This window comes from Aquipseudomonas alcaligenes NBRC 14159, assembly GCF_000467105.1.
Lineage (GTDB): Bacteria > Pseudomonadota > Gammaproteobacteria > Pseudomonadales > Pseudomonadaceae > Aquipseudomonas > Aquipseudomonas alcaligenes.
In genome coordinates, this window is record NZ_BATI01000001.1 from 54,296 (window position 1) to 65,795 (window position 11,500).

The following is an 11,500-nucleotide window of genomic DNA, read 5'->3' on the forward strand; positions in this document are numbered from 1 at the left end:
CTGCTTCTATAATGCGCAGTTTTCGACCAGCCGCGGCCGACCGAGCAGACCATGAAAGACACCATTCGCCACCTGATTCAGCAAGCCCTGACCCGCCTGACCGCCGAGGGCGTGCTGCCCGAAGGGCTGAGCCCGGTGATCCAGGTGGAGAACACCAAGGACAAGAGCCACGGTGACTTCGCCAGCAACATCGCCATGATGCTGGCCAAGCCGGCCGGGCAGAAGCCGCGCGACCTGGCCGAGAAGCTGATCGCCGCCCTGCCCGCCGACGCCGGCATCAGCAAGGTGGAAATCGCCGGCCCCGGCTTCCTCAACTTCTTCCAGAACAGCGACGCCCTGGCCGAGCGCCTCGAAGCGGCACTGGCCGACGCCAGGCTCGGCGTGCGCAAGAACGGCCCGGCGCAGCGCGTGGTGGTCGACCTGTCGGCGCCCAACCTGGCCAAGGAAATGCACGTCGGCCACCTGCGCTCGACCATCATCGGCGACGGCGTGGCGCGCGTGCTGGAGTTCCTCGGCGACACGGTGATCCGCCAGAACCACGTCGGCGACTGGGGCACCCAGTTCGGCATGCTGCTGGCCTACATGCAGGAAAACCCGGCCGCCGCCGAAAGCGAGCTGGCCGACCTGGAAGGCTTCTACCGCGCCGCCAAGAAGCGCTTCGACGAATCCGCCGAGTTCGCCGACCGCGCCCGCGAGCTGGTGGTCAAGCTGCAGGCCGGCGACGCCGAGTGCCTGCGCCTGTGGAACCGCTTCAACGATATCTCCCTGAGCCACTGCCAGGCGCTCTACGACCGTCTCGGCGTGAAGCTGTCGATGGCCGACGTCAAAGGCGAGAGCGCCTACAACGACGACCTGCCCAACGTCATCGCCGATCTCGCCGCCAAAGGCCTGCTGACCGAGGACAACGGCGCCCAGTGCGTATTCATGGACGAGTTCAAGAATGCCGAGGGCAACCCGCTGCCGCTGATCGTGCAGAAGGCCGGCGGTGGCTACCTGTACGCCACCACCGACCTGGCCGCCACCCGCTACCGCGCCGGCGTGCTGAAGGCCGACCGCGCCCTGTACTTTGTCGACCAGCGCCAGGCCCTGCACTTCCAGATGGTCTTCGCCTGCGCGCGCCTGGCCGGCTTCGTGCCCGCCAGCTTCGAGATGGAGCACATGGGCTTCGGCACCATGAACGGCCCGGACGGCCGCCCGTTCAAGACCCGCGACGGCGGCACGGTGAAGCTGGTCGAACTGCTCGATGAAGCCGAGCAGCGCGCCTATGCGCTGGTCAAGGGCAAGAACCCGAACCTCGGCGAAGACGAGCTGCGCGAGATCGCCCGCGTGGTCGGCATTGCCTCGGTGAAATACGCCGACCTGTCCAAGCACCGCACCAGCGACTACAGCTTCAACTTCGAGCTGATGCTGAGCTTCGAAGGCAACACCGCACCCTACCTGCTGTACGCCTACACCCGCGTGGCCAGCATCTTCCGCAAGCTGGGCAAGGACGTCAGCGAGATCGGCGGCAAGATCACCCTGGTCGCCGAGCAGGAGCAGGCCCTGGGCGCCAAGCTGGCGCAATTCAACGAACTGCTCGCCAGCGTCGCCGAAAAGGGCACGCCACACCTGCTGTGCAGCTACCTCTATGACCTGGCCGGCCTGTTCTCCAGCTTCTACGAGAACTGCCCGATCCTCGCCGCCGATGATCAAGCCACCCAGCAGAGCCGCCTGCGCCTGGCCGCCCTGACCGGCCGCACCCTCAAGCAGGGCCTGGAGCTGCTCGGCCTGGACACTCTGGAGCGCATGTAAGTGGCCGCGAAGAAGAAGCCCGCGCCCAAACGTGGCGCCAGCCGCTACCAGGCGCCGGCGAAGAAGCCGGTGCCGGGCTGGGTATGGCTGGCCTGCGGCGCCGCCGTCGGCGCCTTCTTCATGTTCCTGTTCAGCCTGGAACCAGGCCGCGACGAGGTGAAGCGCAGCAAGCCCGAGGAGCAGAAGCGCACCGCCGCGCAGCAGCAGAAGCCCCAGGCGCCAGCCGAGCCGGCCAAGCCGAAGTACGACTTCTATACCCTGCTGCCCGAGTCCGAGGTCATCGTGCCGCCGGATGCGCTGCCGCCCGCCGACGCGCCCAAGCCGCCGGAGCAGAAGCCGGTGACGCCCGAGGAAGCGGCCAAGATCGACGCCGCCCGCGCCGAAGCCGCGCTCAACGGCCAGACCCCGCCACCGCCGCCAGTGGTGGTGGCCAAGGCGCCGGTCACCACCCAGTTTTTCCTCCAGGCCGGTTCGTTCCGCAAGCGCGAGGATGCCGACAAGGTGCGCGCGCAGATCCTCCTGCTCGGCCAGAACGTGCAGGTGGAGTCGGGCAAGGTGCGCGAGGAGAACTGGTTCCGCGTACTGGTCGGCCCCTACGCCAGCCGCGAGCAGCTGGCCGCCGCGCAGAAGCAGCTGGCCGCCAGCGGCTTCAGCAATCTGCTGTTACAGCAGCGTCAGAGCCGTTGAGCCGTTAATCGCCCGCTCCGGTTGAAAAGCCGGACGGGCCACCCCATCTGATCTCCATTCGGGCACTTCTGCCCCGCTGCGTGGAGATCCACCCCTTGACCACCATCGTTTCAGTCCGCCGCAACGGCAAAGTCGTCATGGGCGGCGACGGCCAGGTTTCCCTCGGCAACACCGTGATGAAAGGCAACGCCAAGAAGGTCCGCCGCCTCTACCACGGCCAGGTGCTGGCCGGCTTCGCCGGCGCCACCGCCGATGCCTTCACCCTGTTCGAGCGCTTCGAGGGCCAGCTGGAGAAGCACCAGGGCCATCTGGTCCGCGCCGCCGTCGAGCTGGCCAAGGACTGGCGTACCGATCGTTCGCTGAGCCGCCTGGAAGCCATGCTGGCGGTGGCCAACAAGGACGCCTCGCTGATCATCACCGGCAACGGTGACGTGGTCGAACCCGAGCACGGCCTGATCGCCATGGGTTCCGGCGGCGGCTTCGCCCAGGCCGCGGCGCTCGCACTGCTGCAGAAGACCGAGCTGTCCGCCCGCGAAATCACCGAGGCCGCGTTGAACATTGCCGGCTCCATCTGTGTCTTCACTAACCAGAATCTGACCATCGAGGAAGAAGACTGCGCCCAGTAAGCGCGGCTTCCGGAGCCACATCTATGTCCATGACGCCCCGCGAGATCGTTTCCGAGCTCAACCGCCACATCATCGGCCAGGACGACGCCAAGCGCGCCGTGGCCATCGCCCTGCGCAACCGCTGGCGGCGCATGCAGCTGCCGGCCGAGCTGCGCCAGGAAGTGACGCCGAAGAACATCCTGATGATCGGCCCCACCGGCGTCGGCAAGACCGAGATCGCCCGTCGCCTGGCCAAGCTGGCCAACGCGCCCTTCCTCAAGGTCGAGGCGACCAAGTTCACCGAGGTCGGCTATGTCGGCCGCGATGTCGAGTCGATCATCCGCGACCTGGCCGACGCCGCCCTGAAGATGCTGCGCGAGCAGGAAGTGCAGAAGATGCAGCACCGCGCCGAGGACGCCGCCGAGGAGCGCATCCTCGACGCCCTGCTGCCGCCGGCCCGCGTTGGTTTCAACGAAGATGCGCAGCCAAGCCAGGACTCCAACACCCGCCAGCTGTTCCGCAAGCGCCTGCGCGAGGGCCAGCTGGACGACAAGGAGATCGAAATCGAGGTCGCCGAGCAGCCGATGGGCGTCGAGATCATGACCCCGCCGGGCATGGAAGAGATGACCAGCCAGCTGCAGAACCTGTTCTCCGGCCTGACCAAGGGCAAGAAGAAGACCCGCAAGCTGAAGGTCAAGGACGCCCTGAAGATGGTGCGCGACGAGGAAGCGGCGCGCCTGGTCAACGAGGAAGAGCTCAAGGCCCGCGCCCTGGAGGCGGTGGAGCAGCACGGCATCGTCTTCATCGACGAGATCGACAAGGTCGCCAAGCGCGGCAATGTCAGCGGCGCCGACGTATCCCGCGAGGGCGTGCAGCGCGACCTGCTGCCGCTGATCGAGGGCTGCACGGTCAATACCAAGCTGGGCATGGTCAAGACCGACCACATCCTGTTCATCGCCTCCGGCGCCTTCCACCTGGCCAAGCCCAGCGACCTGGTGCCCGAGCTGCAGGGCCGCCTGCCGATCCGCGTCGAGCTGAAGGCCCTGTCGCCGCAGGACTTCGAGCGCATCCTCACCGAGCCGCATGCGGCGCTGACCGAGCAGTACAGCGAGCTGCTGAAGACCGAGGGACTGCACATCGAGTTCGCCGCCGACGGTATCCAGCGCATCGCCGAGATCGCCTGGCAGGTCAACGAGAAGACCGAGAACATCGGCGCGCGGCGCCTGCACACCCTGCTAGAGCGCCTGCTGGAGGAAGTCTCCTTCAGCGCCGGCGACCTGGCCGGCCAGCAGAACGGTGAGCCGATCCGCATCGACGCCGCCTATGTCAACGGCCATCTCGGCGAGCTGGCGCAGGACGAAGACCTGTCGCGTTACATTCTCTGATGGTGTCGCGGGGTGGATAATGGCTTATCCGCCCCGCTTCAGGACCTCCCACCATGCGCATGCCCACCGCCATCAAGCTGCACAAGGCTTCCCGCACCCTGGAGCTGGCCTACGGCAGTGAACGCTATCAGCTCGGCGCCGAGTTCCTGCGCGTGCACTCGCCCTCGGCCGAGGTGCAGGGCCACGGCAAGCCCATCCTGCAGTACGGCAAGCTGAACGTGGCGCTGAGCCGCGTCGAGCCGGCCGGCAACTATGCACTGAAACTGTGCTTCGACGACGGCCATGACAGCGGCCTGTACACCTGGGACTACCTCTACCAGCTGGCCACCCGCCAGGAACAGCTGTGGGCCGACTATCTGCAGCAGCTGGCCGCCGCCGGCAAGTCACGCGACCCGGACGAATCGGTCGTGCGCCTGATGCTCTAGAGCACCTCCCCGCGCCCTCACCGGCAGGCTCTGCCGCGCCCCTCTCGTCATATTGTCTTCACGCCTAGAGCGCATTTTCTAATCGCGCTCGGCATACTCCCGCGCGCTGCGTGATCCGCATTGGCGATCTTGCGCAAAAACGGAAACTCGGGTAACCAAGGAACTGGCAGGTTCCATGCATTTGCCCAGGCGAATGCAAAGCAAGCGCGGAGTTCGCTCCGCACCCGGTAAACCCGAGCAGTACCAGCCCTTCGCCCTGTGCCTTTCACAGCTGCAGTTGGTATTCGTCTCAGGACAATGGAGCGTCGTAGATGACCCACAAGAATAATGAAGACCTGCATCGCCAAGCCTCGGAAAACACCTTGGGACTGAACCCGGTGATCGGCTTGCGCGGCAAGGATCTACTCACCTCTGCCCGCATGGTGCTGGCCCAGGCCATCAAGCAACCCATCCACAGCGCCAAGCACGCCACCCACTTCGCCCTTGAGCTGAAGAATGTGCTGCTCGGCCAGTCCGCGCTGACGCCCGAAGCCGATGACCGTCGCTTCGCCGACCCGGCCTGGAGCCAGAACCCGCTGTACCGCCGCTACCTGCAGACCTACCTGGCCTGGCGCAAGGAGCTGCACGACTGGATCGAGGAGAGCAACCTCTCCGAGCAGGACACCAGCCGCGGCCATTTCGTCATCAACCTGATGACCGAAGCCATGGCGCCGACCAACAGCATGGCCAACCCGGCAGCGGTCAAACGCTTCTTCGAAACCGGCGGCAAGAGCCTGCTCGACGGCCTTTCGCACCTGGCCAAGGACATCGTCAACAACGGCGGCATGCCCAGCCAGGTGAAGATGGACGCCTTCGAGGTCGGCAAGAACCTCGCCACCAGCGAAGGCGCCGTCGTATTCCGCAACGATCTGCTGGAGCTGATCCAGTACAAGCCGACCACCGAGCAGGTGCACGAGCGCCCGCTGCTGGTGGTACCGCCGCAGATCAACAAGTTCTACGTCTTCGACCTGTCGCCGGAGAAGAGCGTGGCGCGCTTCCTCCTGCGCAACGGCATCCAGACCTTCGTGGTGAGCTGGCGCAACCCGACCAAGGCGCAGCGCGAATGGGGCCTGTCGACCTACATCGAGGCGCTCAAGGAAGCCGTCGACGCGGTCACCGCCATCACCGGCAGCAAGGACGTCAACATGCTCGGCGCCTGCTCCGGCGGCATCACCATCTCCTCGCTGCTGGGCCACTACGCCGCCCTGGGCGAGAAGAAGGTCAACTCCATGACCCTGCTGGTCAGCGTGCTGGACACCAAGCTGGATACCCAGGTCGCCCTGTTCGCCGACGAGAAGACCCTCGAGGCCGCCAAGCGCCGCTCCTACCAATCCGGCGTGCTGGAAGGCAAGGACATGGCCAAGGTGTTCGCCTGGATGCGCCCCAACGACCTGATCTGGAACTACTGGGTCAACAACTACCTGCTGGGCAACGAGCCGCCGGTGTTCGACATCCTCTACTGGAACAACGACACCACCCGCCTGCCAGCCGCCCTGCACGGCGACCTGATCGAGCTGTTCAAGACCAACCCGCTGACCCGCGCCGGCGCCCTGGAAGTCTGCGGCACGCCGATCGACCTCAAGCAGGTCACCAGCGACATCTACTGCGTGGCCGGCACCACCGACCACATCACCCCTTGGGAAGCCTGCTACAAGTCCTCGCTGCTGTTCGGTGGCAAGGTCGAGTTCGTGCTGTCCAACAGCGGCCATATCCAGAGCATTCTCAACCCGCCGGGCAACCCCAAGGCGCGCTTCGTCACCAACAGCGAGCCGGCGGCCAATGCCCGCGAATGGCAGGAGAAGGCCACCAAGCATGCCGACTCCTGGTGGCTGCACTGGCAGCAGTGGCTGGCCGAGCGCTCGGGCAAGCTGAAGAAGGCGCCAACCGCGCTGGGCAGCAAGGCCTTTGCCCCCGGCGAGGCCTCCCCGGGAACCTACGTTCACGAACGCTGAGTTATAACTGTTGTAGCAACGCTGCACCTTGCGCAGTACTGCCCGCGGCACCCGGAAGTGCCGCACGCCGCAAAGGCCCAGGCCCGTGCGGCGCCCCGTGCAAGCGGGAATTTGGCGAGCGGCCCCGGAAGGCCGCTTTCCACCGATTCATGTATAGGGCCTAGCGCATGCCGCAACCTTTCGTATTTCGCACCATAGAGCTGGATGGCCAGACCATCCGCACTGCGGTCCGCCCCGGCAGCAGCAGCCTGACGCCACTGCTGATCTTCAACGGCATCGGCGCCAACCTGGAGCTGGTGATGCCCTTCGTCCGCGCGCTGGACCCGGACCTGGAGGTGATCGCCTTCGATGTGCCCGGCGTCGGCGGCTCATCGACCCCGAGCACGCCCTACCGCTTCCCCGGCCTGGCCAAGCTGGCCGCGCGCATGCTCGACTACCTGGACTACGGCCAGGTCAACGCCATCGGCGTGTCCTGGGGCGGCGCCCTGGCGCAGCAGTTCGCCCACGACTACCCGGAACGCTGCAAGAAGCTGGTGCTGGCCGCCACCTCGGCCGGCGCGGTGATGGTGCCGGGCAAGCCCAAGGTGCTGTGGCGCATGGCCAGCCCCAAGCGCTACATCCAGCCGTCCTACGGCGTGCATATTGCCCCGGACATCTACGGCGGCGCCTTCCGTCGCGACCCCAAGCTGGCCCTGGCGCATGCCTCCAAGGTGCGCTCGGGCGGCAAGATGGGCTACTACTGGCAGCTGTTCGCCGGCCTCGGCTGGACCAGCATCCACTGGCTGCACCGCATTCGCCAACCCACTCTGGTCCTGGCCGGCGACGATGATCCACTGATCCCGCTGGTCAACATGCGCCTGCTGGCCTGGCGCATTCCCAACTCGGAACTTCATGTGATCGACGACGGTCACCTGTTCCTGGTGACCCGCGCCGAAGCGGTGGCACCTATCATCATGAAGTTCCTCCAGGAGGAACGGCAGCGCGCGGTGATGCACCCGCAGCCGCAGCCCGTTCGCAGTCACTGATCGCACAACTGTAGTGCTACTCCGGCAGGCTCGCCCCAGGGCGAAGCCGACCGGACAGGGAAGAATTTTCGCGCGGCAGTCTGGAATGCCCACCGGCGCGCCTTGGTACAAGCCTTGCTGTCATCGGTTATGACAGTTTGACGACGGAGCCTGCCCCATGCGAGACAAGACTGCACCGGGATCCATGCCGGTACCCGCACACTTCATGAATGCGCAGAGCGCGATGGTCGGCCTGCGCGGTCGCGACCTGTTCTCCACCCTGCGCACCCTGGCCTTCCAGGGCCTGCGCCAGCCGGTGCACAGCACCCGCCACCTGCTGGCGTTCGGCAAGCAGCTGGGGCGGGTGATGCTCGGCGACACGCCGTACCAGCCCAACCCGCAGGACAGTCGTTTCGCCGACCCCACCTGGCACCTCAACCCCTTCTACCGCCGCAGCCTGCAGGCCTACCTGGCCTGGCAGAAGCAGCTCAAGGCGTGGATCGACGAGAGCGATCTGTCGCCGGACGACCGCACCCGCGCGCACTTCCTGTTCTCCCTGCTCAACGACGCCCTGGCACCGTCCAACACCCTGCTCAACCCGTTGGCGGTCAAGGAGCTGTTCAACAGCGGCGGCGCCAGCGCCTTGCGTGGCGCGCGCCAGCTGCTCGACGACCTGCTGCACAACAGCGGCATGCCGCAGCAGGTCAACAAGCAGGCCTTCGAGGTCGGCCGCAACCTGGCCACCACGCCCGGCGCCGTGGTGTTCCGCAGCGAAATGTTCGAGCTGATCCACTACAAGCCGATGAGCGAGAAGCAGTACGCCACGCCCCTGCTGGTGGTACCGCCGCAGATCAACAAGTTCTACATCTTCGACCTCAGCCCGGAGAAGAGCTTCGTCCAGTACTGCCTGAAGAACGGCCTGCAGGTGTTCATGATCAGCTGGCGCAACCCGGACGCGCGCTATCGCGAGTGGGGCCTGTCCAGCTATGTACAGGCGGTGGAGGATGCCACCGAAGTGTGCCGCCTCATCACCGGCAGCAAGGAAGTGAACCTGATGGGCGCCTGCGCTGGCGGCCTGACCATCGCCGCCCTGCAGGGCCACCTGCAGGCCAAGCGCCAGCTGCGCAAGATCGGCTGCGCCACCTACCTGGTCAGCCTGCTGGACAGCCAGGTGGAGAGCCCGGCCATGCTGTTCGCCGACGAGCAGACCCTGGAGTCGGCCAAGCGCCGCTCCTACCAGAGCGGCGTGCTCGATGGCCGCGACATGTCGCGCGTGTTCGCCTGGATGCGCCCCAACGACCTGATCTGGAACTACTGGGTCAACAACTACCTGATGGGCAAGGAGCCGCCGGCCTTCGACATCCTCTACTGGAACAACGACAACACTCGCCTACCGGCCGCACTGCATGGCGACCTGCTCGATCTGTTCAAGCACAACCCGCTGATCCGCGCCGGCGGCCTGGAGGTCTGCGGCACGCCGATCGACCTGTCCAAGGTCAACCTCGACAGTTTCAGCGTGGCCGGCATCAACGACCACATCACGCCCTGGGACACGGTGTACCGCTCCACCCTGCTGCTGGGCGGCAGCCGTCGTTTCATCCTGTCCAACAGCGGGCATATCCAGAGCATCCTCAACCCGCCGGGCAACCCCAAGGCCACCTACTTCGAGAACGGCAAGCTGACCAGTGACCCACGCGCCTGGTACTACGACGCGCAGAAACAGGAGGGCAGCTGGTGGCCGCAATGGCTGGAGTGGATCCAGCAGCGTTCCGGGGAGCAGCGCGAAACGGTGTTCGCCCTCGGCAGCAACAAGTACCCGGCGATGGAAGCCTCGCCGGGCACCTACGTTCACATGCGCTGAGGCGCGGCGAAAGCGCTGGCCGGGCGCCGCCCCGGCCGGTTATCGTCGAGTCCCCGGCGGCCACTCAAGATCATGGAATGAAGACCCGCGACCGCATCCTCGAAACCGCCCTGCAGTTGTTCAACGAACAGGGCGAACCCAACGTCTCCACCCTCGAAATCGCCACCGAGATGGGCATCAGCCCAGGCAACCTCTATTACCACTTCCACGGCAAGGAACCGCTGGTGATGGAGCTGTTCGAGCGCTTCCAGACCGAGCTGGCACCGCTGCTCGACCCGCCGCACGAGGCCGAACTGGGTGCCGAGGACTACTGGCTGTTCCTGCACCTGATCGTCGAGCGCCTGGCCTCGTACCGCTTCCTGTTCCAGGACCTGTCCAACCTCTCCGGGCGCCTGCCCAAGCTGGCCCGCGGCATCCGCCAGTGGCTCAACCAGCTCAAGCGCACCCTGGCCAGCCTGCTGGCCAGACTCAAGGCCCTCGGCCAGTTGCGCAGCGACACTCCCGCCCTGGGCCAGCTGGTCGAGCAGATCACCCTGACCCTGCTGTTCTCCCTGGACTATCAGCGCATACTCGGCGCCCAGGGCGAAGTCCGCCTGGTGGTGTTCCAGATAATGATGCTGGTCGCCCCGCACCTCACCGATGAACCACGCCACGCCGCCGAACGTATCGCCCAGCGCTACCTGGAAGCCTGACCCGGAAATGCAAAAGCCCGGCACTGGGCCGGGCTTTTGTACATCCTGAAGGAATCAGGACGGAGTGGCGGGGGTCGCCGGAGCTGCAGCCGGAGCCGGTGCAGCGGCCGGAGCCGGCGCCGGGGCGGCAGGCTTGGCAGCAGCCGGCTTGGCGGCCGGTTTCGGCGCGGCAGGCTTCTTCACCGCCGGCTTCTTCGCCACGGCCGGCTTGGCAGCAGGCTTGGCGGCCGGTTTGGCAGCGGCGGGCTTCGCTGCGGGTTTCGCAGCAGCCTTGGCGGCAGGCTTGGCAGGCGCTTTCGCGGCCGGCTTGGCAGCAGGCTTGGCGACGACCTTGGCGGCCGGTTTGGCGGCGGCCTTGGCAACCGGCTTGACCGACTGACCGGTGAGCTTCTCGATCTGCTTGGTCAGGCTGTCGACCTTGGTCTGCAGAGCCTTCACCTCGTTACGGCTGGGCACGCCCAGACGCGAGATGGCGCTGTTCAGGCGCTTGTCGAATGCCTCTTCCAGCTCGCTCCACTTGCCCAGGGCCTTGCCCTTGACTTCGTCGACCTTGGACTTGGCCGAACCGACGGTGCTGCCAACGCTGGATTTGACCACGTCGAGCTGCTTGTCGACTTCGGTCTTGGCCTTCTTCTCGGCCTTCTCGCCGTCCTTGACCAGGCCGTCGAACAGCTTGTTGCCGTCGTTGCTGATCTTGGAATAGGCGCCGAGACCGGCCAGCCAGATCTGCCGCGAGTACTTCTCGATCTCGCCGATCCAGGAGTTGTTTTCCTTCTTGGCAGCCGCTTTCTTTGCCGCCGGTTTTGCTGCCGCTTTTGCAGCGGTAGGTTTCTTAACAGCCATCCTGCTCTCCTTATTGGGTACGCGCCACTCGCTCAAGCAAAGCATTCAACTCGTCCAGCTTAGCAGAGAGTGCCTCAACATCCTGCTTGGAGGGAATACCCAGGCGGTTCAGTGCGCTGGCGACGCGGTTGTCGAAGGCCTTCTCGATCTTGTCGAGCTGCACTTCAACCTTGCCTTTGACTTCGGAAACGCTGCTCTTGACGCTGTTCAGCTGGG

The 11,500-nt window shown here is 65.7% G+C and carries 11 protein-coding genes; 9 read left to right on the forward strand and 2 right to left on the reverse strand.

What is annotated here, in order from left to right:
• The first annotated feature begins 51 nt into the window (after window positions 1–51).
• The 9 genes from argS to PA6_RS00295 all read left to right on the forward strand — a co-directional run bounded on the left by argS (window position 52) and on the right by PA6_RS00295 (window position 10,441).
• A complete protein-coding gene (gene argS / locus PA6_RS00255) occupies window positions 52–1,791 on the forward strand; it encodes an arginine--tRNA ligase (RefSeq protein ID WP_021698841.1) in 1,740 nt (579 codons plus the stop codon).
• On the forward strand, window positions 1,792–2,478 hold the full coding sequence (locus PA6_RS00260; protein WP_021698842.1) for an SPOR domain-containing protein: 687 nt from the start codon (window positions 1,792–1,794) through the stop codon (window positions 2,476–2,478).
• A 95-nt stretch (window positions 2,479–2,573) separates the two neighbouring features.
• On the forward strand, window positions 2,574–3,104 hold the full coding sequence (hslV, locus tag PA6_RS00265) for an ATP-dependent protease subunit HslV (protein ID WP_021698843.1): 531 nt from the start codon (window positions 2,574–2,576) through the stop codon (window positions 3,102–3,104).
• 23 nt (window positions 3,105–3,127) lie between these two features.
• On the forward strand, window positions 3,128–4,468 hold the full coding sequence (gene hslU, locus PA6_RS00270; RefSeq protein WP_021698844.1) for an HslU--HslV peptidase ATPase subunit: 1,341 nt from the start codon (window positions 3,128–3,130) through the stop codon (window positions 4,466–4,468).
• Between the two features lie 53 nt (window positions 4,469–4,521).
• Complete coding sequence (locus tag PA6_RS00275; RefSeq protein WP_021698845.1) at window positions 4,522–4,893, forward strand: gamma-butyrobetaine hydroxylase-like domain-containing protein; 372 nt, start codon at window positions 4,522–4,524, stop codon at window positions 4,891–4,893.
• 311 nt (window positions 4,894–5,204) lie between these two features.
• Entirely contained in the window at window positions 5,205–6,884 is a 1,680-nt protein-coding gene (phaC, locus tag PA6_RS00280) for a class II poly(R)-hydroxyalkanoic acid synthase (protein WP_021698846.1), read from the forward strand.
• A gap of 167 nt (window positions 6,885–7,051) precedes the next feature.
• Window positions 7,052–7,909, forward strand: a complete 858-nt coding sequence (phaZ, locus tag PA6_RS00285) for a poly(3-hydroxyalkanoate) depolymerase (RefSeq protein ID WP_021698847.1) — start codon at window positions 7,052–7,054, stop codon at window positions 7,907–7,909.
• A 157-nt stretch (window positions 7,910–8,066) separates the two neighbouring features.
• Window positions 8,067–9,749: a class II poly(R)-hydroxyalkanoic acid synthase gene (gene phaC, locus PA6_RS00290; protein WP_021698848.1), complete on the forward strand. Its 1,683-nt coding sequence runs from the start codon at window positions 8,067–8,069 to the stop codon at window positions 9,747–9,749.
• A gap of 77 nt (window positions 9,750–9,826) precedes the next feature.
• Complete coding sequence (locus PA6_RS00295) at window positions 9,827–10,441, forward strand: TetR/AcrR family transcriptional regulator (protein WP_021698849.1); 615 nt, start codon at window positions 9,827–9,829, stop codon at window positions 10,439–10,441.
• A 54-nt stretch (window positions 10,442–10,495) separates the two neighbouring features.
• Here the strand turns inward: PA6_RS00295 and PA6_RS00300 are convergent, their stop codons facing one another.
• Window positions 10,496–11,284 (reverse strand): phasin family protein, encoded by a 789-nt coding sequence (locus tag PA6_RS00300; RefSeq protein ID WP_021698850.1) that lies wholly within the window; start codon window positions 11,282–11,284, stop codon window positions 10,496–10,498.
• Between the two features lie 10 nt (window positions 11,285–11,294).
• Window positions 11,295–11,500, reverse strand: a 206-nt coding sequence (locus tag PA6_RS00305; protein WP_021698851.1) for a phasin family protein, incomplete at its 5' end; no start/stop codon positions are given.